The following is a 23,376-nucleotide window of genomic DNA, read 5'->3' on the forward strand; positions in this document are numbered from 1 at the left end:
GGCTGCATCGGAGTCTGGCCCACTGCCATCGCTCGATCTCTCCCCACGCCCGGCGACCAACACCGATCACCCTGGCACACCAGGACAGACCTACGCGAGACAGATCAAAAAACACCAGCCACCTAGAAACGCATGACGAGGGGTGCGACCTCGGAGGCGTCGGTGAAGGCATGAAACGTGCCCGTGGCGAGGAGTTCGACGGCTGCGCGGTGCGCGGATGCGTACGCTGACAGGTGGAGCTGTGCACCGACGCTGACGCGGCGGACTCCGGTCGCGGCGAGTTGGGCGACGGTGGGGCCGCCCGGTACGGCCATCGCGTTGAGGGGAAGCGGTGAGGCGCCGGCCAGTTCCCTCAGCCGTGCCGGATCGAGCAGACCGGGGACGAACAGGCAGTCGGCACCGGCCGAAGCGTACGCGGCGGCACGCGCGAGCACGTCGGCGTTACGGTCGTGGACGGCGCCGACCTGGAAGAAGTACACGTCGGTACGGGCGTTGATGAAGAGATCGGGGACGCCTGCGCGGACGGCGGCCTGCCGGGCGGAGTGGATACGCGCGGCCTGTTCCCCCGGCGTGTGGAGGGGCTCGCGCGGCGACCGGGAGTCCTCCAAGTTGACACCGACCGCACCCGCGTCAATGATCTGTTCGACCGTGCCGGCCACGTCGTCGGGGTCGTCACCGTAACCGTTCTCGATGTCGGCGGTGACCGGCACGTCGACCACCGCGCAGATGCGCCGTACCGCCTCCACCATCTCCGCTCGGCTGAGCTTGTGCCCGTCGGCCCGGCCCTGAGCCCAGGCGATGCCGGCGCTGGTCGTGGCGACGGCGGACGCCCCCGCGTGCACGACCGCGGCGGCGCTGGCCGCGTCCCAGGCATTGGGCAGGATGAGGAGATCCTGGTGCAAGCCGCGCAGGAGTTCGGCTTTGGCGTTGAGTTCCATAAAACATCTCCGGTAAGTCCACGGAGGGACGTGAGCGAGGAGGCAGAGCAGGGTCAGGCCACGCGGGGAACGTCGCAGCCGTCCTGAAGACGGTCGAGGCCGACATCGCGCGCAAGGTCGCCGTCGTCGGCCCGGGCAGAGAGCCGGTCGACCAGCACGATGCGCCAGATGCCCGGCCTGGATCCGACTCGCTGGCGAGCCCGTCGTCCGGCGCATCACACCACCTCACATGCTCGCTTGCCAACTGGGGTGGCGCCCGACGAGGCCGAGCAGGCGGTCGAGCGGCGCCGCGTCGTCGGTGATCTTGATGATCTGGGCGAAGGCGGTGCGCGGCCGCTCGTGAGGATCCTCGCCGGTCGGGATGAAGGCCGCGACGCCCAGGGCGTGTTCGACCAGGTCGAGATCGGGAGAGTAGGGGAGGCCGATCGACTGGGCCACATCCCATCCATGAACCACGCAGTCGAGGACGTGCATGCTGAGGGCCATGCCCCCGGGAAAGAAACCGAACTCCCTGATCTGCAGGCTGCGGTCGAGCACCGCGTCGTCCGCGAAGGCCCTGGCCATCGCCACGACGGACGCGTTGTAGGCGGCGAGCGGGTCATCGCCGAGGCGGCCCGCGTCCCAGGCGAGGATGTGGTCGGTCACGCCGTTCGCCGCGGCCACGAAACCGAGGTTGTCGCTGACCTGGTGGCGTATCAGGCCGTGCAAGGTCCAGTCATCGCAAGGCGTGGGCAGGCGGAGCTGGTCGAACCGTACCTTCGCGATGACATCGCCGAGGGTGGCACTGGCCCGGCGGTCGAGTTCTCTGACGTCCATGCCTCGACCCTAGGGAGGAGCGGCGGCTCTGAGGAAGGGCCGAAATCGACGAATTGGAGTGGGCCAATTTAAGGTCGGGGCGTGGATTTTCACGTGACCCTGCACGGCAGGGGGGACCTGGGCGGTCAGATCTACCGGCAGATCAGGGCGGCGATTCTGGACGGGCGGTTGCGGCCGGGCGAGCCGCTGTCCCCGTCACGGGAACTGGCACAGCGGCTGGCCGTCTCCCGTAACACCGTGACCGGCGCCTACGACCGGCTGGTCGCGGAAGAGTTCGCGGAAAGCCGGATCGGCGCCGGTACCTATGTACGGGCCGAGGTCTCGGCGCCGCCGCGGCGCGGCGCTCCCTTCGCGGGGAGTGCGGGCGTACGGCCGGTGCCGGTGTGGTCACAGATCCAGCCTCCGGAGCCGGAGTTCCTTTCGGACGATCCGGAGTACGATCTGCGCACCGGGATTCCGGACATACGGCTGTTCCCGTATGAGGCGTGGCGGCGGCTGATCACACGGGAACTGCGCGCCTCGGCGATGGGGACCGGGATGCACAGCGATCCGGCAGGCCTACCCCGTCTGCGCGCCTCGATCGCCCGTCATGTCGGCGTCTCGCGTGGGGTACGCGTGACCCCCGAAGACCTCGTCGTGACCCAGGGCATCCAGCAGGCGCTGGATCTCGTAGGCCGGGTACTGCTGCGTCCGGGCGACTGCGTGGCCGTGGAGGACCCTGGCTACCCGACACCTCGTGCGCTCTTCCGCACGCTGGGGGCCGAGGTCGTCGGGGTCGGGGTCGACGCCGAGGGCCTGCTCGTGGACGCACTTCCCGCGCAGGCGCGGATCGTCTACGTCACGCCTTCGCACCAGTTCCCGCTTGGGATGCCGATGTCCCTGGAACGCCGGTTGGCCCTGCTCGAGTGGGCCGCGAGCCGCGACGCGGTCGTCATCGAGGACGACTACGACACCGAGTTCCGTTACGGCGGCCGCCCCATCGAGCCGCTGCACAGCCTCGACACCTCGGGCCAGGTCGTCTACGTCGGCACCTTCTCCAAGGTCATGCTGCCGGTCCTGCGACTCGGCTTCATGGTCGCGCCGGCTTCGCTCCGGCATGCGCTGCGGGCCGCCAAGTTCGTGACCGACTGGCACTCCCCGCAGCCGACCCAGGCCGCCCTGTCCGGCTTCATCGACGAAGGGCTGCTGGCCCGGCACATCCGCAGGATGCGCCGCGAATACCAGGCCCGGTACGAGCGCATCGCGTCGAGGCTGGCCCAGGACTTCGGAGACACGCTCAGCTGGATACCCTCGGCGGCCGGTCTTCACATGGCGGCCTGGACCGCTCCCGGTCTCGACGCGCGGGCGATCACCCGGCGCGCCCGATCCCGCGGTGTCGGCGTGTATCCCCTCTCGCGTTTCCAGATGGTCCGGGGGCGTCCGGACGGCCTCGTCTTCGGCTATGGAGCCATCCCGCTGCCCTCCATCGACAAGGCCCTGGACCTGCTCCAGACCGTGCTTGACGATCAGCCATCTGGAGTTTGAAGAAGATTGGCCCGACTTAGTAATCGGTACCGTATCGTTTACTAAGTGAATGACACCGTACTCATCGCGGGGGCCGGCCCCACCGGGCTGGCCCTGGCCATCCACCTGGCATTACACGACATCCCCGTGCGCGTCATCGACGCCGCCGCCAGCCCCGCCACCACCTCCCGGGCCCTCGGCCTGCAACCACGCGGCGTCGAGGTCTTGGAACGCATCGGCGCGCTCGGCGACCTGCGACAGCGCTCACAGTCCTCGCTCAACATGTCCTACAACGAGGGATCGCGCACCGTGCTGCGCCTTCACGTTGGCCAAGCCGTCGCCGACCAGCCGAAACAGGCGCTGCTGATCTCGCAGGCCGAGGTCGAGGGCACGATGCGGAAACGCCTGGCCCAACTGGGCGGCCACGTGGAGTGGGGCACCCGGCTGGTCGCAGCTCGGCAGGACGACACGAGCGTGACCGCCACCGTCCAGACGACCGACGGCACCGAGCACCACATCGAGACCCGGTGGCTGATCGGCTGTGACGGCGCGCACAGCACCGTACGCAAGCTCGCCGGCATCGGCTTTCCGGGCCGCAAACTCCTCGAACGCCTGCTGATGGTCGACGTGCGGGCCCCGTGGCCGTTGGACAAGAACGGCAGTACGACCTGGATGGAGGCCGGTCACATGCTGTCGGTCACCGCGCTGCCGGACGACACCTGGCGGGTGTTCACCGAACCACCATCGGACCTGCCGGACCAACTGTCCGAACGCGAGATCATCGACCGGGTGCTGAGCGAGTTCTCCCGCCGCAGTGGTGTCGTGCTCGACACGGTCACGGACATCCGCTGGGCCTCGGAGTTCCGCATCCACCGCCGGCTGGCCGACGCCTACCGGCGCGGCCGGATCCTGCTGGCCGGCGATGCGGCGCACATCCAGAGCCCCACCGGCGGCCAGGGACAAAACACCGGGCTGGGCGACGCGGAGAACCTGGCCTGGAAGCTGGTGCTGGTCGCCCGCGGGCGCGCCGACCATCGACTGCTCGACACCTACGAAGGCGAACGACGGCCGCTGGCCCGCAAAGTCCTCCGCGCCACCAGCACCGCCGTGGACGTCATGCTGCCGCACGACCCCTGGAAACGCCTGCTGCGCGACAAGGTCGTCCTGCCGGTCGTCCGCCTGCCCGCAGTGCAGCGCCGGCTGTGGCTGGCCGCGTCCCAACTCGGCATCAGTTACCGGGGAGGACCGCTGGCCTCTGCCTCGCACCGGTGGATGCCCGGGCTACGTCCCGGCGACCGGATGCCCGACCTCACCTGCCGACGTCTCGACGGCGGACAGACCACGCTGCACGCCGCGATCTCCGGAGGCTGGGTGGTGCTCGCCTCCGATCAGCACGTCGCCACCCGCCATGCCGAGGCCGCCGCAGCACAACTGGGCGACGACCTGATCCTCGCGCTCACGCCAGTGAAGCCCGGCTCGCCCAACGTGATGCTGATCCGCCCTGACGGGCACATCGGTTGGCGTGACCATCCGGCACCCGACAAACTGACGGCATGGCTGAATCAGGTGCTGTGGCCGGCATAGAACGCCACGGTCGTCCACGCGATCCAGAAAACGACGCCGCCATCCTGGAGGCGGCGTTGGACCTGCTGATCGAACGCGGCGCGGCCGGCACCAGCATCGAAGCGGTCGCCCAACGCGCCGGCGTGGCAAAACTGACCGTCTACCGGCGCTGGCGAGCCAAAGACGACCTCCTGATGGCCGCCTTGGAGCACGCCCGCGCCCCCGACATGGACGCTGCCATGGCCGGGCAGTCGATCGACGAACTGGTCTCATCCATTGCCGAACTCCTCAGCCGCCCCCGGTTCCGCGCGCTGATGGCACGCGTCATCGGCGCCTCAGTCGACTACCCGAAACTGGTGACCGCCTACACCGAGCGCTACCTACAGCCACGACTGAACGCCCTGGCCCAAATCGCGCAGCAGGCCATCGACGCCGGTCACCTCCCACCGGACACTGACCCGAGCGTCATCCAGGACGTCCTGGCCAGCTCGATCGGATCCGTCCTGCTCCAGCGTGCGGACGACGTGACCGCAGCACAGATCGAGCGCCGGCTGCGGATTCTGTTGCGCCACATCGGATACTGGTCTTGATTTCTTAGGTTTGGAACAAAGATGCCTTGATCAACGCGCCGATGGTATACCGGTTGTTCGAGGCTCAAGGGGAAGCCGTCACATCCGGCGGGCCGGATCGCTGTGCCGAGGCGTCCCCGAGGGGCTCGGGCAGTCGAGAAGCGAAGCTACGGGAGTTGAACGCGTGAACGCACACGACGAGGGGTCGCCGGAGGGTATCAATCCGAATGAACCGAGCATTGCTCGCGTTTATGACTACGCGCTGGGCGGAAAGGACAACTTCGCCGCCGATCGAGAAATGGGCGACCGGGTCATGGAGCTCATGCCGGAGATCCCGTTGATGGCCCGCCACAACCGGTTGTTGCTGGGCCGGGTGGTCCGGTTCCTGGCCGGCGAGGCGGGCATCGGACGGTTCCTGGACATCGGAGCGGGACTGCCGACGATGGAGAACGTCCACGAGGTCGCGCAGGCCATACGTCCAGAGGCCAAAGTCGTGTACGTCGACAACGACCCGGTGGCGCTGGCGCACGCGCGGGCGTTGCTGGCCACGACCGGCGACACCCACGTGCTGGACGCCGACATGTACGAGCCGGAGCGCATCCTGGCGGAGGCGGACTCCCTGATGGACCTCGATCAACCCGTCGCGGTCATGATGCTGTCGATGCTCCACTTCGTGCCGGACGAGGACGCCCACCGGATCGTCCGCACGGTGATGGACGGCGTCCCGGCCGGGTCGTACCTCGCCATCAGCCATTTCGGTGACACCCCGAGGGCCAGGAAGGCGACGAGCTTCTATCGCGCGTCCGGCGCGCAGGTGGTGCCTCGGACGCCTGAGCAGGTCGCGGAGTTCCTGAACGGGTTGGACCTGGTCCCCCCAGGGGTGGTCTCGCTGCCGGAATGGCGCCCGGACAAGTCGGTCCCCGAGGTGGATCTCATGGGGCCGATGGCCATGGTGTGCGGGGTGGGCCGCAAGCCCTGACCCACGACCGCAGGAGCAGCTGATGACACACGATTTCGGCCTACCCCCACCCAGCCTCGGGCGATCGCTCGGCCGCCTCAGCGAGATCGAGACCCCTGCGCTCGTCGTCGACACCGACGTCCTCGACGCCAACCTGGCCCGCATGGCCCGCATGGCGGCGGACGCTCAGCTCGCCCTCCGGCCACACATCAAGACGCACAAGTCGGTGCACGTGGCGCGCCGTCAGCTGGCCCTCGGTGCGGCCGGCATCACCTCAGCGAAACCGTCCGAGGCTGCCGTCTTCCATGAGCACGGCATCAACGACATCTTCCTCGCCTACCCACCGGTCGGCGATCATCGCCTCCGACACGTCACACCGATGATCGCCTCGCAAGCGATAACCGTCGGCCTGGCACGCCCACGATCACGACCCCACAGACCTGAAGAATCTCGCGGTCCAGGTGGCCGACCGCCTGGTGGAGACCGCCGAACTCATCAGGGGCCGCGGAATCGACTGCCCGATCGTAAGCGTCGGCTCGACCCTCACCGCCACCCACATGCACGCGACGATGGGAATCACCGAAGTCCGACCAGGTGTCTACGCCTATGGGGACATCCGCACAGTCCAAGGTGCCGCAGCTCAGTGGGAGGACTGTGCGCTGACCGTCCTCGCCACCGTGATCAGCCGACCGAACCCACACATGGCGATCATCGACGCCGGGACCAAGGTCCTGTCTCCAGCCACAGCAGGTCCGTACAACTTCGGTCTCGTCGCGGAGACACCCACCGCGAAGGTCACCAGACTCAGCGAAGAGCACGGCACGGTCGAGTTCACCGGCGAGACCGATGCACCCGCGGTGGGTGACCGGCTTCACATCCTGCCGGCCCGCGCCGGAGTCGTGGTGAACACACAACGCACCGCACATCTCACCCGCGGATCAGACCTGCTGCAGACCGTTCCCATCGAAGCGCACCTCCGAAGCTTGTAGATCGGAGAAGCGCCGGGGCCTGGCCGGCCGGGCCTGAGCGGTGCCGGTCGGTACGGTGAGCGTGGCGGTCATCCGCAGCGATTCGCTCCGCAAAGTGTCTAGGAGGCGCGGCGGGGTCTCCGGAAACCGAGGCCGGCGGCCGCGGCGAGGATGACCAGGAGGCCCGTCGCCACCAGCGCCCGCCCGTCCGGCCCCGCCGTACCGCCGCCGCCGGTCGCGGCTCCACCCTCGGGAGTCCTCGTCGTGGTCGTGGTGGTCTCCGGCTCTGTGGTCTCTTCAGTGGGGTCTTCCGTGGGGTCTTCCGTGGGTTCTTCGGTGGGCTCGGGAGTCGGGGTCGGGCTGGGTGTCTCGCCGGTTCCGGGTACGGTGAGGGGGTATTCGGTCAGGGTGCCGCTGTTGAGCACCTCGCACTCGATCAGGGGATCCTGGGGGGTCAGGCCGAAGTTGACGGCACCCGCGTGAACGGTCCCGGAGTCCGCCGCGTCCGCCGTCGTCTTCAGTTCGACGATCGTCTCAGGTAGCGCGATGGGCTGTCCTGGGAGGATCAGGCCCGCCGGGGCGACACCAGTGGCAGAGGTCAGGCCGGGGTAGCCGCTGATGCCCGCGTACGCGTAGATGTTGAGGTCGCCCTCGACGCCCGCGGCGGGGGCGTGTAACTCGGCGCCCGCCACATAACTGCCACGCCAGCCGATCGTCATCTCCACGCCGACCTCGGCGTCGGTGGGCACGGTCAACTCGATGTCCAGGCCGACCGTCTGTTTCTCGTCCGTGGCCGTGATCGTGCACTCGTAGTTCACGACGTCGGCGGCCGCGTGGGCTGGGGAGGCGGCGGCGTACATGAGGATGAGGGCGGCTGAGGTGATCAGCTTGATACGCACGGCGGCTCCCTTGCGGCGAATGGTGCACAAGAGGAGACGGGGCGGCGGTGAGCGGGGTTGACACCAGTGCCCACATTTGGACAGGTCTGGTGAGAAACCGCCGCCCGGGCCGGAGAGGCCCGGGTGGCGCGGTGTCAGCGCCTCGGACCGATCCCGTCCAGGGTGAAGTGCGCGTTCCACTGCCGCACCCACGCGCGGCCGAAGCCGTCGGCCGAGTTCAGCGGGGTGGTCTTCGCGTCGAAGCGTCCCGTGGCCGGGTCGAAGCCGAACTCCCCGGCCGTGGCCCGCTTGACGTTGTAGGAGTCGAAGTCCGGGTTGAACGTCTTGACGCTCACTCCGTCGGCGTCGTCCGTGTACGCGAAGTCGCCGGTGCCGATGCTGACCGAGCGCGTCAGCACGTTGTGTGCGGGCACGTACACGGAGTCCGGGTCGCTCCACACGTACGACTCCGTGCACTCCGTGGTCCCGACCGAGGTGCAGATCTCGCCGTTCGCGGCCGCCGGGACGTACCAGTCACGGATGTTCGGGTACTGCCTGCCGTAGTGGCGGTACCACTTCTCGATGTTCGCCCGGGTGTTGGTGAACCCGGTCCCGTCGCCGGGCTTCAGCATGTCGTTGAAGCGCTCGACCACGACCTTCGAGTTGGGCACCGGCAGCTCGTTCTCGTGGTAGAGCTTGTCGTGCCCGATGTACTTCACGTCCTTGAACACGTTGTCCGACGCGACGTTGCTGTGTCCCGACTGGTAGAACAACCCGTGCTGCACGTTGTCGAAGACGTTGTGGTGCACGACCATCCCGGACATGCCGTCGTCCATGTAGATGGCCTGGTTGCCGTCCGCGCCGATGTCCTTGAAGACGTTGTACGACACCACGTTGTTCAGATACGTGTAGTCCCGCCCCGCGTAGATCACGCCCTGGTCGGAGGCGTGCGTCACGAGGTTCTCGAACCTGTTGTGACTGATCTCCATGTCGTTGCCCATGATCTGGATCGCCATGTGGGGCGCGTCGTGGACATGGTTGTACCTGAAGGTGTTGCCGACGCCGTACATGTATCCGGCGGGTGTGTAGGTGGCGAGCTTGGAGAAGTCGTAGATCTCGTTGTGCTCCACGACGTGGCCGCCGCGTTCCAGCGAGTCGCGGTCGCCGCCGGCCGTGAACACCCCGCCGCCGCCCAGGTCGTGCAGTCTGCTGTTGATCACCTTGTTGCGGTGGCCGCCCCTGCTCGTGCGGTACTCGGCGACCGCCGTGATCGCGTCGCCGGCCTCGCCGATCGTGACCGCGTCCATGCTGACGTTGAGGATCTCCAGGCCGTCTATGGTGCACGACTCGGCGTCGAGCAGGCGTACGCCGGTGCCCGTGGTCCCGTTCAGCTTGAGGTCCTTGAGCGTCACGCCGGTGACGCCCTCCAGCTCGAAGAACGGCGCGTCGAAGGAGGTGAGGCTGATCTCCTTGCCCTCGACCGTGCCGCCGGGCGGGTAGTAGTACAGCGTGTCGGCGTCGTTCCAGCGGTCGATGTAGTACTCGCCCTCGGCGTCCAGTTCACTTAGGGCGTTCTGGGCCACGAACGACGTCCATTTGTCGGTGGCGGCGTACATGGTGGGGTACTGGGTCCGCAGGTCGCCGTCGGCGATGGAGACGATGCGTACGCGGTCGTTGGCGTAGTTGTTGCCGAAATATCCGGACAGCCAGCCGTCGGTCTCGTACGCCGCGTTGTCCGGCGTGCCGCCGGGAGGCGGGGCCCACGTGGTGTAGCGGCCGGTGGCGGCGGGGTCGACGGTGGTGTAGACGGGACCGGGCAGTTCGAGCATGTCCTCGTAGGGCAGGGTGGTGCCGTCGGAGGTCTTATCGGAGAAGTAGTCCCGTGCGCCCTTGGGCGCCTCCTTGACCTTGATGTGCGAGCTGTCCAGCTTCTCGTCGCCGTTCGGGTACTGCGCGAGCGTCTGGGCGGCGTCGTCGGTGATGAGCTCCGGCGCGAACGGCTGCGCCTTCCAGTTGAACCCGTTCTTGTTGATCTGACCGGTGGGGATGCCCTCGGCGCCCAGGTCGTACACGTAGACGTCGGCGGCCGCCGCCTCCGGCACGCGCGACTTCGACGACCACTTGGCCTCGCCGTCGGGGACCTCGCTCAGCCTGCGGAACTTGCCGGGGGCGAGCGTGGTGACGCCGGCTAACTCGGCCTTCTCGCCCGGATAGGAGGCGTAGGTGACGTACGAGTTGTCCTTACCGGTCAGTTCGACCGTCTTGGACGTCTGGTAGACGCCTTCACGGAGGTAGACGACGCCCGGACTGCGCTCGCTCGTCCTGCCCGCCAGCGCGTCGCGGGCCCCTTCGATCGTGGCGAACGGGTCTTCCAGCGTTCCTGTCGCGCCTTCTCTGCCGTCGGGGGAGACGTACACGACCGTTTTCTCCGTCGTGGCCGTGGCCGGGGTCGCGGTGGTCGCCAGGAGGGCCACCACCAGGGCGCTCAGCACTCTTTTCGGCATGCTCTCTCATTAAAGTAGTAATCGATACAATATGACAGATTACAAAAGTGATTTCTCGCTCGAACCGTAACGCGAGTTCAATGGTTTGACCAGAGCGAGGCGCGGGTTCTGTCGGGCTCGGGTGCTATCCATGGCTCAACGAGTTGATCTCCGACGATTGGTGGAGCCAAGAGATGGCCACGGTCACCTTCAGGGACGAGGGCGCGACGGGTAAGCCATTGGACGAGTTCACGCTGCCCGACCTGCCCGAACGCATTTCCGCGCGCGAGCTCGTACGCCTGCGCGTCCGCGAGGAGGTCGCCCGCCACAACGCCGCCCCCACCTCCCGGTTCCGCGGCCTGGTCCGGCCGGTGGACGCCGAGGTGGAGCTGAACGGCTACCGGATGGGCGCCGCCCGGCGCATCGACTGGGAGCGCCAGGCCGACATCGCCGAGCGGGCGTTCCAGCGCAACGGGTTCCTGCTGCTGGTGGGGGAGCGGCAGATCGACGACCTGTCGGAGATGATCGACCTCACCGTCGATCCCGTGGTGTCGTTCGTCAAGCTCGTCGCGCTGGTCGGAGGCTGACGTGGGCGTCATCCACGACTTCCCTCGCGCGCACGGCCACATCCTGCATCAGGTGGATCTGCCGACTCGCGACCTCTTCGCCCGTTACGACGCCGATCACCGGCCGTCGGAGGGGGATGACACGGAGCGGCGGTTGTTCGGGCGGTGGGTGCAACTGCGGCTCAGCCTGGGAGACGAGGGCGGCCATGACTACGACGATCGGCTCCTGGCGACCGTGCGTGACGTCGCCGTCGGCGACACCCCCTGGACCATCCAGGACGTGCACTTCCTGTGGCGTGTCGCCGACGCGCTGATGACCTGGCGGCACACCAACTACCAGGAGCTCTACCGGATCCCGCTGGCCGCCGTCCAGCGCCTGGACTACACCGAGCGCCGCGGCGTGCTGAAGGGGACGCCCGAGTGGTTCAGGAAATACCACCGGCCGGTGTGGGACGCGCTGGGCGACCAGATCAAACGGCTCCTCGAGGAGCCTGCCGCGCATGGCCCGGCCGGCGTCGTACGCAATCTGATCGGCGACTTCGACCCCGTCGCCCGCGCCCTGGCGGAGGACTACGGCCCGCGCCTGACCGCCCCCGCCGTCCTGCCCCTGTTCCGCCACATGACCGCCGCCCGCTCGACCAACCCCAGCGAGAAGTGGCTCGCCAGGGCCGGGAGCCTGCTGACTGACGAGGCCGCCGCGCTGCTCCGCGAGATCCTCACCTTTGTGGCGGCGCACCGCGAGCGGACGACCCAGCATCGCAACGACGAGGGCTACGAGTGGAAGGCCACGGTCTTCCTGGACGAGCGCACCGCCGTGCCCGTGCGCGGCATGGTGTGGACCTGTGGGCTGATCGACGAGCCGTGGGTGACCGGGCTGCTCGGGGACGTCGCGCTGACCTGCGGCACCGGGATCGGCGGGACGGGCGCCAACTGCCGCAGCGTGAAGCTGGCCAACGCCGCCGTCAAGGTCCTGGCCCGCCGTGGCGGCCTCGACACGGTGCCGGCCCTGGCCAGGACGCAGGTCAAGATCCGCCAGAGGTCCGTGCTGGCCCTCGTGGCGAGCACGCTGGACGCGGTGGCGGAGCGGGCCGGGCTGAGCCGCGAACAACTCCTCGACCGTACGGTGCCGGCGTTCGGGCTCGGGCCGGACGGGGTGCGCGAGGAGAAGATCGGCGACTGTCTCGTACGCCTGCACGCCGACGGTCCGGCGCTTCGGTTCGTCAACCCGGCTGGCCGAACCGTCAAGACGGCGCCCCCGGCCATCCGCCGCGACCCAGCGCTGGCCGAGCTCAAGACCACGCTGAAGGAGCTCAAGCAGGCGCTGCCCACCGAACGGTTCCGGCTGGAACGGGCGCTGATCGAGGACCGCCGGTGGAGCTGGCAGGAGGTCACCGAGTTCTTCCTCGACCACCCCGTCACCGGCTTCTACGCCAGGAACCTGATCTGGCAGATCGCCGAGGGACCTGCGGGGCTGCCGGTCAAGACCGGTACCGGCTGGGAGTTGGCCGATCCGAGCGGACGGCATATCCAGTTATCTGGTGACACATTCGTGCGGCTGTGGCATCCGATCAGGGAGACGGCCGACGACGTTCGGGCCTGGCGCGACCACCTGCTGGGGTCGGGGGTGCGCCAGCCGTACAAGCAGGCGTTCCGCGAGGTCTACCTGCTCACGCCGGCCGAGGAGCGCACCCGTACGTTCTCCAACCGCTTCGCCGGCCACGTACTGCGTTACGGGCAGGCCAAGGCGTTGCTCAACCAGCGCGGCTGGACCGGCCTGTCGATCGGCCACTGGGACTACGAGTGCGGCGGCGACCAGGGTGAGGCCGTCAAGGAGCTGTCCGGCTGGCGGGCGCGCTCGGCCATGCAGGTCACCGGCGACGCGGACGCCGACGGCTGGGGGACGGCCTCCTACTGCGCGAGCGAGGAGCTCCGGTTTCACCGCGAGGGCGCCTCGCGCGAGGGCTCGCCACTGACCGACGTGCCGCCGCTGGTCCTGTCCGAGGTGCTGCGCGACGCCGATCTGGCCGTGGGGGTGACCTCGGTGGGGCTCGACCAGCAGGCCGCCGGGGGTCACGAGGAATATTGGCATTCGTACGGGTTCGGCGAGCTCACCGAGACCGCCAGGACGCGCAGGGACGCGCTGACCCGGCTGCTGCCCCGCCTGAGGATCGCCGACCGGGCGGAGCTGACCGACCGATTCCTACGCGTACGCGGGGACCTGAGCACGTACAAGATTCACTTGGGCTCGGGCAACATCCTGATGGAGCCGAACGACGCCTACCTGTGCATCGTCCCCGGCCGGGATCGCGTGGGTGAGGCGGTGTTCCTGCCCTTCGAGGAGGATGGCGGCATGCTGTCGGTCATCCTGTCCAAGGCGTTCCTGCTGGCCGCCGACACCGCCATCACCGACCCGTCGATCACCCGTCAGCTCGTGGGCTGACCTCGGGCGCGGGCTCCTGGGGCTCGTCCCGGGGCCCTTGCCGAGGCTCCTGCTGGGACTCCTGGCGGGGCTCGTGCGCGCGGCGGTAGGCGTTCTCGATCTCGCGGCTGAGCCGACCCCGGTCGGTCACCTCCAGCCCGTGGGCGCGGGCCCAGCTCCGAATCTCGGCCGTGGTGGGTTCGGGCGCCGGCCCGGCGTCCTCCGGGGGCCGATCGCCGTGCCAGGCGAGGGTGTAGGCGGCGGCGAGGAAGCGGTAGGTCCATTCCTCGGCCAACTGACGGGTCTCGCAGAACACGATCGGCACCGCCGGGAAGGCCACCTGGAGCTCGGCGATCCTGTCGGCGACGACGGCGGGGCGTACGTGGTCGAGCTTGAAGACCTGCGAGTAGCGGTCCTCGACCACCACGGCGGCGTGCGGGAGCGCGGCCAGCTCGATCAGCTGGTACTTCAGGCGCGTGTTGAGCAGGCTGGCGACCAGGTCGGGCAAGCTCTTGCGTTCCACCGCGGCGTGGATCCGCCCCTCGAACTCGACGGCGTAGTCACCGCAGGTCAGCCGCCTCTTGACGGTCTGAACCCGCTGGCGGGTGAAGCGGTAGGCGTAACGCTCGCCACTGTCGATCACGATCGGGAGCGTGTCCACGCCGGCGGCACGGGCGGTAGGGGTGGATACGTTCGGGCGGGCCTGCTTGCGGACGCGCGCCGTCTGCCAGAAGATCGCATCCTTGCCGCGGGCCTTGGTGAACACGATCTGCGAACGGTTCTCCCTGGCGCGGTCGAGCACCAGATCGATGGCCGCGCCGCGGCGTACGCAGGACCTTACGGGCACCCGCTCGACCTCCTCGGGGTCCTGCGGCCACTCCTCGGGACCGGAGGGATGGCAGTAGATCGCCTTCTCCCTCGGCCACGTCCCGCCGGCGCGCAAGATCAGCCCGGCGGCGCCGAGAGGCAGCCTGACCAGGTACGGCAGCCGCGAATCCGGATCCGGATTGCGTACGATGACGAGCTCGCCCATCCGCCCAGTCTGGTCGATGACCTGCGACGATAGAAAGAGAACCACGCTCGGTTGGACTCTTCCCGCGGCCTCTCCGAGGCTGGTGGGAGACGAAACCGGCGCGCCCTGCGAACGGGGCTTCGGTAAGACCCCGTTCTCCGCCGCGCTCGCCGACGCGGGGATCGCGTGGGGTCAGGGCGCCGCGTGCCGGTCGAGGCCGAGCGTGGCGATGAGGTCTTCGTGGAGCTCGAACCAGACACGATGGCAGGAGTCGACGTCGGTGCGGTCGACCCAGGTGCCCTCCCCGGCTCGGGCGCGCGCCAGAGCTGTGGTGAACCGTGTGTCGTATCCGCGGAACCGTGTGAGGACGCTTCCGAGCCGGTCTGCGAGTGGCGTGAGTGCGCGGTCGATGCCGGCGAGGTCGTACAGGATTCTGGCATCCCAGGCGTAATCGGAGTGGTCGTTGACGGCGAGCCGATCGCCGGCGGTGGGCCGGAGTTGCCAGTCGGTGCAGGCTCGTTGCAGGAGGGCGTTCAGCGGGAGGAACTCGCGGTAGACGGCACGGACCTCGTCGGCACCGCCGACGCGGGCGAGCTCGGCCGCGAGCCGGCGCTCGTTCTCGGCTCGGCCCGGTTCGGTCAACGACCAACCTCTGGTGCCGGCGAAGGCGGTGTGCCCAACCCAGCCACGTGCCTCGGCGTCGTGCAGCAGCTCTTTCGTCTCGGCCGCGTCGAGCCCGTACCGATGAGCGATCACCGGAGTGTCCGCGAACCCGGTGACGCGCACGGCGTGCAGGACCAGGAGGTCGGACGGAGAGTCCCGCGTCACGAGCCGGCGTCCTGTCGTGCCGCCAGGCGGGTGTACCACTGCTGGCACGCCTGCGGGGAGTTGAATCCCATCGCGTGCGCCATCTGTGCCCAGGTCAGTCCTGCGCTCCGGGCAATGAACAGCAGGGCGGCTTCGAGTTCTTCGACCTCGGCGCGTGCGGCGGGCAGGAGGGCGAGCGCGCTCAGGATGTCCTCCGGATCCAGGTCGGCGTAGCGCCAGACGGCGAACTGCGCGAGGTCGACCGCCGACGGCGGGACGGGCGGGGGTCGCCAAGGACGGGCGTCGAGCGCATCGGCGCCCAGGCCCAGAAGACGTTCACGCGCGTCATGCTCACGGTGGGCCTGGCCGTGGTCGGCGTGCACGGTGCGAGCGATGTCCTGCTTGCGTGGCATGCGACTCAGGATGCACAATCAACAAACTATTGTCAATAATATGTTGAAGGGCAGGAATGGATGATCGTACCCCTCGTGGAGGCTGTCGCCGATACCTGCGGGGGCAAGGCCGGCGCGCTCGGCGCGTTGCTCCGCGCGGGTCTGCCGGTTCCTGACGGCTTCGTCGTCTCGTTCCCCGCTTACCTCGCCGCTGTCCGTGACCTGGACCTCGGGCGGTTCCCCAGCGAGCCAGACGATCTTGACGCGGCGCGGCAGGTGATCGAGGCCCGCCCGGTCCACGCCACCGTGATCGACGCGCTGGGACGCGCACTCGACGAGCTCGGCGATCCGCCCGTGGCGGTGAGATCATCGGCAGCGAACGAAGACACCGGTCAGGTATCGGCGGCCGGGCAGCACGAGAGCTTTCTCGGTGTGCACGGAGTCAGCGAGGTCGCCGATGCCGTACGTGCCTGCTGGGCCTCGCTGTTCTCGCCACGTGCCATCGACTACCGGGGTGCCCTCGGCCGTGACGATCGGCCGTCCGACGATCTTGTGATGGCCGTCATCGTCCAACGCCATCTGGATGCCGAGGTGTCCGGGGTCATGTTCACACCCGCGGACCCGAACGACGCGACCGAGATCGAGGCGTCGTGGGGCCTCGGCCCCAGCATCGTCGGGGGCACGGTCACCCCTGATGCCTACCGCGTCGCCGAGGACGGGTCGGTCACACGCAGCGTCGCGGACAAACGGACCCGCCTTGACCGGCGTGGCTCGCAGCTGGTCATTCGCGACGTGCCCACCCGTACCCGGGACCAACCGACGATCGACGACGCTACCGCCACGCAGCTCGCCAAGCTGGGCAAGGAGATCGCTGCCGTACTCGGTGGACCGCAGGACATCGAGTGGGCGATCGTCGACGGCCGCACCTGGGTTCTGCAAGCACGGCCGGTCACCGCCGCACCCCCACCGCCAAGATCGCCTTCGAGCGCCTCCGATACCCCAGCCGCCACACTCACCGGAACACCAGGCAGCCGCGGGACCGTGACCGGCACCGCGAGGATCGTCCGCGGTCCCCGCGACTTCGCGCGCGTGCACCCGGGCGACATCCTCGTCTGCCCCTTCACCGACCCCGCTTGGACGCCGCTGCTCCGCATCGCCGCCGGCGTCGTCACCGAAACAGGAGGCGTGCTCTCCCACGCCGCGATCGTCGCTCGCGAGCACGCCATCCCCGCCGTCCTCGGCATCCCCAACGCGACGAGCAGGCTCCACGACGACACCATCATCACCATCGACGGCACCACCGGCACTGTCACGGTGACAAACGCGATCGAAAGGAGATGGGAAGCGGGCCCGCACGGACACCCCGCCCCCAACGACTAATGGCAACGCGACACCTCTACCTGGCACGCCACGGCGCGGCCGACGCGTTCGGGGAGCTCACCGGCATCGGGCGCCGGCAGGCGGGCCTGCTGGGCGAACGGCTCGCCGGCGTACCGGTCGATGCCGTGTGGCACTCTCCGCTACCACGCGCCGTGGCAACCGCGCACGAACTCGCCCGGCATCTACCGAACGTGCCCGTGACTGAGGCCGCCGAACTCGTCGACCACGTGCCCTACGTTCCCAGTGCGGCCGAAACACCCCCGTCCTGGGCCGGCTTCTTCGACGGCTACGACGACACCCAGGCAGCCTCGGGCCGAAGCCTCGCCGAGTCCCTGGTCGCCCGGTTCGCCAAGGTCCCAGAAGGGGCCGAGCCCGACACACACGAAGTCCTGGTGACGCACGCCTTTCAGATCGCGTGGCTGGTGCGGCACGCACTGGAGGCGCCGCCATCCCGGTGGCTCGGACTGAACAGCGCCAACACCGCACTGACCGTCATCGAGTACCGCAACGGCCTGCCGCCCACGATCGTGATGTTCAACGACATGAGCCACCTCCCGACCGACCTGCGCTGGACCGGGTTCCCCGACGTCATGAGGCCGTGAGGCGGCTCCTACTGTCCGTACGCGCTCCTCGGCCACCTGGCGCTGACCTGGCGCAACACGCCTGAACGATGCGGCCGAGTATGCTCTGTGCTCGGTTCCGGGCCCACAAGATGGCATCGTTGGCCTTGGGTCGGATGCGGGTGGCCCGGTCTCAGCCAGGACAGATCGGGTAGCTGAAGATTCCTCCACCGGACCTTGGGGAGCAAGTGAAGTTTGGGTGCCGATACTGGATGGAAGCGGCTCGGCTCCGCGAAGTGGTCGATATGCCATGACCAGTGCGCGGGAAAAGGCGCCTCCGTTCGTGTCCCGGGTTCGGATTCGAGGATTCCGTTCCATCGCTGATTGCGATGTGGACCTGGGACCGCTCACTGTCCTGGCCGGGTTCAACGCCGCGGGAAAGTCCAATTTCCTGGACGCGATGGATTTGTCGCTGAAGCGCTTGCCTGGACGCCTGGCCGAGCATTGTCAGCACGGGGTGGTCTTGATCGAGTCTTGTGCCACGCGCCGGAAGCAGGGATCAGAGCCGAATCTTTTTCGATCAAGCTGGACCTGAGACTCGAGGGCGCGGGAAGCGAACAGGCGAAGGCCGCTTCTTATGGGTTCGAGATCGGGCGCGATCCGGCGCATGGGGCTGGTCCTGTCGTACTGAGGGAAGAATGTCAGGTCGAGCTGGCGGACGGGACCGCGGAAGGGTTCGTCCTCGCGGCCGGGCGTCTGGCCGTGGCGCCCATGAAGTACGGCGGTGAAGCTGGCAAATGGGCTGCTCACGGGCGGCGAGAGCGACGGGATCGGCTGTTTCTCCCGCTGCTCGGACTGGACTCGCCTCTTCGAGAGGTCGAATCCGCGCTTCTCGGCATGCGCTTCTACGAGCTCGACTCGACGATCCTGCGCAACATCGACGACGACACCGAGCGGCACACCTCTCTCGGCCCGCGAGGTGAGCACCTCGGACACGTGCTGGGGGCTCTGTCAGAGGCATTCCCGGAGACCAAGGATTATCTCGACGGGTGGATCAGAGCGATCATCCCGCAGGCACTGGGCGTCGATGAACGACGGGAGGGCGAGTTCTCCACCGTCCGTGCGCGCTTCTGGACCGGGGAGCCGCATCTGCCGTTCCGCAGCGCCGTCAACAGGGGCGCCACCAGGGAAGGCGACCCCCATGTGAGTATTTTTCAGCGGCAGGAACTGTCCGAAGGGACGGTTCGCGCCGCCGGCGTCCTGGCGGCTCTGTTCCAGCCCGGCACATTCGACGGGTCGATCCCCTTGGTGGCCATCGAGGAGCCCGAGATGGCCATTCACCCTTCGAATGCAGCGGCTCTGTTCGAGGCCATCGAGGCCGCCTCCGCCCGGACGCAGGTGATCGTCACCACACAGAGCTCCGATCTGCTGGACGACGAGTACGTCAAGCCTGAGCATCTGCGGATGGTGGAGATGGTGCGGGGCGTGACCCGTATCGGCGAACTGGATGAGCACACCCGCCGTCATCTCACCGAGCGGCCCGACCAGATCGCGGTGATGCACCGTCAAGGGCACCTGCGCCCGGCCGACCCCGACACGGGCCGACCATGAGTGCTGGATCTTCCCGGATCGCCGTCGTCGTAGAGGGGCACGGCGAGGTCGAGGCGATGCCGATCCTGCTCTACCGGATCGCCGCCGAGGTCATGCCCGATCCCTGGCCGGAGTTCCTCCGCCCGCATCGGGTGGGCCGCGAGTCCCTGCTGCGGCCGCATGGTGTGGAGAACGCGGTGAACGCCTCTTTGGCCCAGTTTGGTGACGTGTCCGGAATCCTGGTGATCGTCGACTCCGACGACGACTGCCCCGCCACGCTCGGACCGAAGCTGCTGGAGCGTATTCAGGTGGCGAGACCTGGTTTGCTGGCCGCGGTCGTGTTGGCGCACAGGGAGTTCGAAGCCTGGTTTCTGGCCGCGGCTGCGTCACTCAAGGATGTCAGGGTCTCGCTGCGGATCTTGAGGCACCGCCGGAGCCCGAGAAGATCCGTGGATGCAAGGAATGGCTGACCAAGCATCGTCCACGCGGCTTGCCGTACCGGCCGAAAATGATCAGGCGGGGCTGGCTGCCCAGCTCGATCTGGCCCTCGCCCGGGCGAACTCGCCGTCTTTTGACAAGTTCTGGCGCGACGTCGAATACCTGATCACGGGGAAGAGGGGGCCAGGAGCCTCATCCTGATCGGCCTGGGACATGTTCAAACCCCAGGTCGATGTCGTTGGCCTGGGGTTCTTTGCGGGGCTCCAGGATCTACTGGCGAGTCTGGGTATGGATCATCTGGGCCCAGACTCTGTGGCCCGTCTCGTCGTTGCCTTCGTAGCCGACCTGGTCGGCGAGCGCGGTGACGACGGCCAGGCCCCGGCCGCGTTCGGCGTTGGTCCGGCACCGGGGGTTGAAACGCGGAACGCCGCCCCAGCCGCAGTCGTAGACGGCGATGGTGGTCGTCGTGGTGCTGCGGGTGATCTCGACGATGAAGGTGCCGTGGGGGCGGCCGCTGCTGGTGTGCTGGAGCGCGTTCGCGGCGAGTTCGGCGACGCCGTACCTCGGTCAGCAGCTCGCCGCCTGAGCCGAAGTCGAAACGCGCCTTTAGAACGGGACCGGTAGGTTCACCTGGCCCGCCAGGGCGAGGAGCCGATCGGCGTTCACCGGGGGATGGATCCGTTCCATGATCCACCGTTTGATCTCCTTGGCCTGGGCGCCGGTGTGGGCCACCTCGCGCTCCCAGCCCCGCGTGTACAGCGCCCCGGCCGCCCCCAGGTCCAGGTCGGTGACGTACGGTGCGGGGTCGAAGTCGATCGGCGGGAGCCCCAGGAGGTCGGCGGCGGCGTTGTGCCCTGCCGTCTTCCCCATCGGGGTGGCGTGCTGGCAGCTCTGCACGACCCGGTGGCCGGCGTCGGAGCGGACCGTCGCCACGTCGCCGGCGGCGAAGACGGCCTGGACCGGGTCCGTCACGCGCAGCCGCGCGTCCACCTCCAGGCGACCCAGCGCGTCCCTGCGGCCGGGGATCTGGGCGGTCAGCGGGCTGGCCCGCAGGCCGGCCGCCCACACCACCGTGTCGGTCGCGATCCGTGTCCCGTCCGACAGTACGGCGGCGTCGTCCTCGACGGCGGTCAAGGTGGTGCGGAGCCTGCGTTCGATTCCCAGGTCGTCCAGGGCCGCCTCGATCGCGGGGCGCGGGGCGGGGCCGAGGTCGGGGCCGATCACCTCGGCCTGTTCGACCAGCACGACCCGGCCCCGGCCGGCCAGTTCGGTGGCGATCTCCAGCCCGGTGAACCCGGCTCCCACCACCACGGCGGTGAAGCCACCACGCCCCTTCAGGTGTGCGGCCAGCCGCCGCGCGCCCGCGATGGTGTCGACGTCGAACAGCCGCCGCGCGCCCGGCAGTTCGGGGCGTGCGAGCCGGCTGCCGGCCGCCAGCACCAGCCGGTCGTAGCCGACCTCAGCCTCGCCGGCACGCACCACTTGGGCCTCGACGTCGATCTCGTCCACGGCGGCACGCAGGTGCCGGACACCGATCGGGTCGAGCACGCGGCGCAGGGGAACCACCGCCCGCTCCGGGTCGGTCTCGTACAGGCGGGGCCGCAGCACCATCTCCTCGCTCGGCGCGATCACGGTGATGCGCGGGCCGGCGTCCCCGCGTACGCGGGCGGCCGCGGCGGCGGCCCAGACCCCGGCGAACCCGCCTCCGGCGATCACGATGTGTGACATGTCCTCATCTCTGCCTTGCAAGACGCCATGACGCGAGGGAGACAAATCAGGAGGCCCGAGTGTGACCGGCGTGCCGCAACTTGTCGGGATTGGCCACCCGGCGGAACGCGGTGATGCGCCCGCCGGAGATGTCGACGGTGTCGATCCAGACGAGCGCCCCGTCCCGGTACGTCGCGAGGCCCGGCTCGCCGCCCACCTCGACCAGGTGCATCCGGGCGCCCGGACGGCGCGTGCCCAGCCGCGCCAGCAGGCGTGCCACGCGTACGCGGCCCAGCACGGGAACCCGCGCGGCGGTGGCCTTGTCGCCGCCGTCGGCCACGTACACCACGTCGGGATCCAGCAACTCCACCAGCCGGGCGAAGTCCCCCTCCTCGGACGCGGCGCGAAAGGCGTTCAGCACCCGCTCCCGCTCGGCGCGGCTCGCGGACGGCCGCCGCCGCGCCGTCGTGACCCGGGCCCGCGCCCGGGAGGCCAGCTTGCGGCAGGCCACCGGCGACCGGCCGAGCACGCCGGCGATCTCGCCGAACGGCAGCTCGAAGACGTCGTGCAGCACGAACGCCACCCGCTCGGGCGGCGGCAACTCCTGCATGACCAGCAGCAGCGCGGTGCTGACGGACTCGTCGACCAGCACCCGGTGACCGGCGTCGGGGCCGGTCAGCAGCGGCTCGGGCAACCACGGGCCGACGTAGGCGTCCCTGCGCACCCTCGCCGAGTTGAGCACGTTGTACGCGCTCCGCGCCGCCACCGTCACCAGCCACGCCCGCAGGTCCACCACCTGCGCCAGGTCAGCCGCCGCCGCACGCAGCCAGACGTCCTGGACGACGTCCTCGGCCTCGGCGACGCTGCCCAGCAGCCGGTAGGCGGCCCCGAAGACGGCGGGCCGGTGCGACTCCCATTCCTCGTCGAGACGCGAGCCGGCGACACCCCCCATAGGGGCGAACCTACGCCACACGCGCCGCGGCTCAGCGGTCAGGGGCGGCCATCCAGGCCGGGATCGCCGCCTCGCACGGGCCGACATGGTTGTTCGCTGCTGTCAACCGCTCAGTACGGTGCGGCGGGAGCGAGCCAGAGCCAGCCCGCCGAGGACCACACCGACGAGCCCAAGCACCAGGGCCATGGCGCCTCCGAATACTCCGTTGCCGGTGCCGAGACCACCGTCGGCGACAGCCAGATTCACCGCGCCGTTGACCGCGCCGGTCAGGCCCCCGACCAGGGCCACGATGGCTCCTTTCCGCTCGCCGTTGCCGATACGACGGCCGGAGCGCAGCGCCAGCCAGCCGATGACGACGGCGCCCAGCGCCACCAGTGCGGCTGCACTGGCCCAGATTCGCTCAGGGGTCCCGAGGAAGGTATCGACACCCTGGCCCGCGCATTCCGCCGGCGTCGTACAGATCGGCGCGGCAAGCACAAATAGGATGGACATGAGGTGCTCCTCCTCTTCCGACGACTGGACGCCAGAACTATGTCCGCTGAACCCGCCGCCGGTCATCCTCCGGACGGAGGCACTTCTCCCTGCCGCGGACGTCGCACGAACTGCTGATCTACCGCGTCCGCGGTAGGCGCGGGCCGCTGATGGGCCGTTGCGCGTAGATGAGAGTCCGTACGCCTCAGTGAAGCGCTCCTCGGCCTCGGCCGGCGCGAAGGGATTAACGCTCTCGAAACGACGCTCGAGGAAGCCAACCCACCCCTACCGGAGACAACTCCTGGAGCTCGGCCGTCAGCAGCGTGGTCGGTTGCCGGAGAGGTCGGTCAGGAGGGCGGGGATCAGGCGTTCTTCCATGACCGTCTGACCTCGGCGGGTCATGAGG

General features: G+C 68.8%; 23 protein-coding genes and 1 pseudogene. 13 read left to right on the forward strand and 11 right to left on the reverse strand.

Going from position 1 to position 23,376, the window contains the following annotated elements; genetic code table 11:
* Nucleotides 1-122: 122 nt before the first annotated feature.
* Nucleotides 123-938, reverse strand: a complete 816-nt coding sequence (locus ITP53_RS38800) for an isocitrate lyase/PEP mutase family protein (protein WP_195900455.1) — start codon at nt 936-938, stop codon at nt 123-125.
* Nucleotides 939-1,163: 225 nt separating this feature from the next.
* Nucleotides 1,164-1,754, reverse strand: coding sequence for a TIGR03086 family metal-binding protein (locus ITP53_RS38805; protein WP_195900456.1), 591 nt, complete (start codon nt 1,752-1,754; stop codon nt 1,164-1,166).
* An 81-nt stretch (nt 1,755-1,835) separates the two neighbouring features.
* Here ITP53_RS38805 and pdxR point away from each other — a divergent pair, with 81 nt between their 5' ends.
* The 5 genes from pdxR (at nt 1,836) to ITP53_RS58330 (ending at nt 7,336) form a co-directional block, all read left to right on the forward strand.
* On the forward strand, nt 1,836-3,278 hold the full coding sequence (gene pdxR / locus ITP53_RS38810; protein ID WP_195900457.1) for a MocR-like pyridoxine biosynthesis transcription factor PdxR: 1,443 nt from the start codon (nt 1,836-1,838) through the stop codon (nt 3,276-3,278).
* Between the two features lie 45 nt (nt 3,279-3,323).
* Nucleotides 3,324-4,841, forward strand: a complete 1,518-nt coding sequence (locus tag ITP53_RS38815; protein ID WP_195900458.1) for an FAD-dependent monooxygenase — start codon at nt 3,324-3,326, stop codon at nt 4,839-4,841.
* The gene (locus ITP53_RS38820) at nt 4,811-5,410 is read left to right on the forward strand and encodes a TetR/AcrR family transcriptional regulator (protein WP_195900459.1); all 600 of its coding nucleotides are present in this window, start codon (nt 4,811-4,813) and stop codon (nt 5,408-5,410) included. Before ITP53_RS38815 ends, ITP53_RS38820 begins: the two co-directional genes overlap by 31 nt.
* Before the next feature lie 163 nt (nt 5,411-5,573).
* Entirely contained in the window at nt 5,574-6,368 is a 795-nt protein-coding gene (locus ITP53_RS38825) for an SAM-dependent methyltransferase (RefSeq protein ID WP_195900460.1), read from the forward strand.
* A gap of 440 nt (nt 6,369-6,808) precedes the next feature.
* Nucleotides 6,809-7,336, forward strand: coding sequence for a type III PLP-dependent enzyme domain-containing protein (locus tag ITP53_RS58330; RefSeq protein ID WP_195900461.1), 528 nt, complete (start codon nt 6,809-6,811; stop codon nt 7,334-7,336).
* 98 nt (nt 7,337-7,434) lie between these two features.
* Here ITP53_RS58330 and ITP53_RS38840 read toward each other — a convergent pair whose 3' ends face one another.
* Both ITP53_RS38840 and ITP53_RS38845 read right to left on the reverse strand, forming a co-directional pair.
* Complete coding sequence (locus tag ITP53_RS38840; RefSeq protein ID WP_195900462.1) at nt 7,435-8,214, reverse strand: hypothetical protein; 780 nt, start codon at nt 8,212-8,214, stop codon at nt 7,435-7,437.
* A gap of 134 nt (nt 8,215-8,348) precedes the next feature.
* Nucleotides 8,349-10,697, reverse strand: a complete 2,349-nt coding sequence (locus ITP53_RS38845; protein ID WP_195900463.1) for a right-handed parallel beta-helix repeat-containing protein — start codon at nt 10,695-10,697, stop codon at nt 8,349-8,351.
* A 173-nt stretch (nt 10,698-10,870) separates the two neighbouring features.
* Here ITP53_RS38845 and ITP53_RS38850 point away from each other — a divergent pair, with 173 nt between their 5' ends.
* Both ITP53_RS38850 and ITP53_RS38855 read left to right on the forward strand, forming a co-directional pair.
* Nucleotides 10,871-11,263, forward strand: a complete 393-nt coding sequence (locus tag ITP53_RS38850) for a hypothetical protein (RefSeq protein ID WP_195900464.1) — start codon at nt 10,871-10,873, stop codon at nt 11,261-11,263.
* A 52-nt stretch (nt 11,264-11,315) separates the two neighbouring features.
* Entirely contained in the window at nt 11,316-13,682 is a 2,367-nt protein-coding gene (locus ITP53_RS38855; RefSeq protein WP_195900465.1) for a DUF4132 domain-containing protein, read from the forward strand.
* Here the strand turns inward: ITP53_RS38855 and ITP53_RS38860 are convergent.
* The 3 genes from ITP53_RS38860 to ITP53_RS38870 form a co-directional block, all read right to left on the reverse strand.
* Entirely contained in the window at nt 13,660-14,694 is a 1,035-nt protein-coding gene (locus tag ITP53_RS38860) for an ERCC4 domain-containing protein (RefSeq protein WP_195900466.1), read from the reverse strand. The two genes, ITP53_RS38855 and ITP53_RS38860, sit on opposite strands and share 23 nt — an antisense overlap.
* Nucleotides 14,695-14,865: 171 nt before the next feature.
* On the reverse strand, nt 14,866-15,501 hold the full coding sequence (locus tag ITP53_RS38865; protein WP_195900467.1) for a transcriptional regulator: 636 nt from the start codon (nt 15,499-15,501) through the stop codon (nt 14,866-14,868).
* Nucleotides 15,498-15,893: a DNA-binding protein gene (locus ITP53_RS38870; RefSeq protein ID WP_195900468.1), complete on the reverse strand. Its 396-nt coding sequence runs from the start codon at nt 15,891-15,893 to the stop codon at nt 15,498-15,500. Before ITP53_RS38870 ends, ITP53_RS38865 begins: the two co-directional genes overlap by 4 nt.
* Nucleotides 15,894-15,953: 60 nt before the next feature.
* Between ITP53_RS38870 and ITP53_RS38875 the strand changes: the two genes are divergently transcribed.
* The 5 genes from ITP53_RS38875 to ITP53_RS56370 all read left to right on the forward strand — a co-directional run bounded on the left by ITP53_RS38875 (nt 15,954) and on the right by ITP53_RS56370 (nt 19,872).
* Nucleotides 15,954-17,252, forward strand: coding sequence for a PEP/pyruvate-binding domain-containing protein (locus ITP53_RS38875; protein ID WP_195900469.1), 1,299 nt, complete (start codon nt 15,954-15,956; stop codon nt 17,250-17,252).
* Nucleotides 17,252-17,854 carry a histidine phosphatase family protein gene (locus ITP53_RS38880; protein ID WP_195900470.1) on the forward strand — a complete coding sequence of 201 codons (603 nt, stop codon included), beginning with the start codon at nt 17,252-17,254 and terminating at the stop codon, nt 17,852-17,854. Before ITP53_RS38875 ends, ITP53_RS38880 begins: the two co-directional genes overlap by 1 nt.
* Nucleotides 17,855-18,122: 268 nt before the next feature.
* Nucleotides 18,123-18,407 carry an AAA family ATPase gene (locus ITP53_RS61415; RefSeq protein ID WP_195900471.1) on the forward strand — a complete coding sequence of 95 codons (285 nt, stop codon included), beginning with the start codon at nt 18,123-18,125 and terminating at the stop codon, nt 18,405-18,407.
* The gene (locus ITP53_RS38890; protein WP_195900472.1) at nt 18,347-19,423 is read left to right on the forward strand and encodes an AAA family ATPase; all 1,077 of its coding nucleotides are present in this window, start codon (nt 18,347-18,349) and stop codon (nt 19,421-19,423) included. Before ITP53_RS61415 ends, ITP53_RS38890 begins: the two co-directional genes overlap by 61 nt.
* A gap of 56 nt (nt 19,424-19,479) precedes the next feature.
* On the forward strand, nt 19,480-19,872 hold the full coding sequence (locus ITP53_RS56370; protein WP_207757047.1) for a hypothetical protein: 393 nt from the start codon (nt 19,480-19,482) through the stop codon (nt 19,870-19,872).
* A 238-nt stretch (nt 19,873-20,110) separates the two neighbouring features.
* Here ITP53_RS56370 and ITP53_RS61420 read toward each other — a convergent pair.
* Nucleotides 20,111-20,341: pseudogene (locus ITP53_RS61420) on the reverse strand (ATP-binding protein); the annotation flags it as partial.
* Between ITP53_RS61420 and ITP53_RS59695 the strand changes: the two are divergent.
* On the forward strand, nt 20,295-20,426 hold the full coding sequence (locus tag ITP53_RS59695) for a hypothetical protein (RefSeq protein ID WP_268961264.1): 132 nt from the start codon (nt 20,295-20,297) through the stop codon (nt 20,424-20,426). The pseudogene ITP53_RS61420 and the gene ITP53_RS59695 overlap by 47 nt on opposite strands.
* A 20-nt stretch (nt 20,427-20,446) precedes the next feature.
* Here ITP53_RS59695 and ITP53_RS38905 read toward each other — a convergent pair whose 3' ends face one another.
* The 3 genes from ITP53_RS38905 to ITP53_RS38915 form a co-directional block, all read right to left on the reverse strand.
* Nucleotides 20,447-21,568 carry an NAD(P)/FAD-dependent oxidoreductase gene (locus ITP53_RS38905; protein ID WP_195900473.1) on the reverse strand — a complete coding sequence of 374 codons (1,122 nt, stop codon included), beginning with the start codon at nt 21,566-21,568 and terminating at the stop codon, nt 20,447-20,449.
* Nucleotides 21,569-21,614: 46 nt separating this feature from the next.
* Complete coding sequence (gene sigJ / locus ITP53_RS38910) at nt 21,615-22,499, reverse strand: RNA polymerase sigma factor SigJ (protein ID WP_195900474.1); 885 nt, start codon at nt 22,497-22,499, stop codon at nt 21,615-21,617.
* A 102-nt stretch (nt 22,500-22,601) separates the two neighbouring features.
* Nucleotides 22,602-23,057 (reverse strand): DUF6223 family protein, encoded by a 456-nt coding sequence (locus ITP53_RS38915; RefSeq protein ID WP_236051622.1) that lies wholly within the window; start codon nt 23,055-23,057, stop codon nt 22,602-22,604.
* Nucleotides 23,058-23,376 lie beyond the last annotated feature (319 nt).

This window comes from Nonomuraea cypriaca (assembly GCF_015645445.1).
Taxonomy (GTDB): domain Bacteria; phylum Actinomycetota; class Actinomycetes; order Streptosporangiales; family Streptosporangiaceae; genus Nonomuraea; species Nonomuraea cypriaca.

Coding starts and splice junctions, on each gene's coding strand:
- ITP53_RS61415 (WP_195900471.1), top strand. CDS start 18,123: ATGACCAGTGCGCGGGAAAAGGCGCCTCCGTTCGTGTCCCGGGTTCGG.
- sigJ (WP_195900474.1), bottom strand. CDS start 22,499: ATGGGGGGTGTCGCCGGCTCGCGTCTCGACGAGGAATGGGAGTCGCAC.
- ITP53_RS38875 (WP_195900469.1), top strand. CDS start 15,954: ATGATCGTACCCCTCGTGGAGGCTGTCGCCGATACCTGCGGGGGCAAG.
- ITP53_RS59695 (WP_268961264.1), top strand. CDS start 20,295: ATGGTGGTCGTCGTGGTGCTGCGGGTGATCTCGACGATGAAGGTGCCG.
- ITP53_RS38820 (WP_195900459.1), top strand. CDS start 4,811: ATGGCTGAATCAGGTGCTGTGGCCGGCATAGAACGCCACGGTCGTCCA.
- ITP53_RS38800 (WP_195900455.1), bottom strand. CDS start 938: ATGGAACTCAACGCCAAAGCCGAACTCCTGCGCGGCTTGCACCAGGAT.
- ITP53_RS38845 (WP_195900463.1), bottom strand. CDS start 10,697: ATGCCGAAAAGAGTGCTGAGCGCCCTGGTGGTGGCCCTCCTGGCGACC.
- ITP53_RS38860 (WP_195900466.1), bottom strand. CDS start 14,694: ATGGGCGAGCTCGTCATCGTACGCAATCCGGATCCGGATTCGCGGCTG.
- ITP53_RS38905 (WP_195900473.1), bottom strand. CDS start 21,568: ATGTCACACATCGTGATCGCCGGAGGCGGGTTCGCCGGGGTCTGGGCC.
- ITP53_RS38880 (WP_195900470.1), top strand. CDS start 17,252: ATGGCAACGCGACACCTCTACCTGGCACGCCACGGCGCGGCCGACGCG.
- ITP53_RS38850 (WP_195900464.1), top strand. CDS start 10,871: ATGGCCACGGTCACCTTCAGGGACGAGGGCGCGACGGGTAAGCCATTG.
- ITP53_RS38870 (WP_195900468.1), bottom strand. CDS start 15,893: ATGCCACGCAAGCAGGACATCGCTCGCACCGTGCACGCCGACCACGGC.
- ITP53_RS56370 (WP_207757047.1), top strand. CDS start 19,480: ATGCCGATCCTGCTCTACCGGATCGCCGCCGAGGTCATGCCCGATCCC.
- ITP53_RS38915 (WP_236051622.1), bottom strand. CDS start 23,057: ATGACCGGCGGCGGGTTCAGCGGACATAGTTCTGGCGTCCAGTCGTCG.
- ITP53_RS38805 (WP_195900456.1), bottom strand. CDS start 1,754: ATGGACGTCAGAGAACTCGACCGCCGGGCCAGTGCCACCCTCGGCGAT.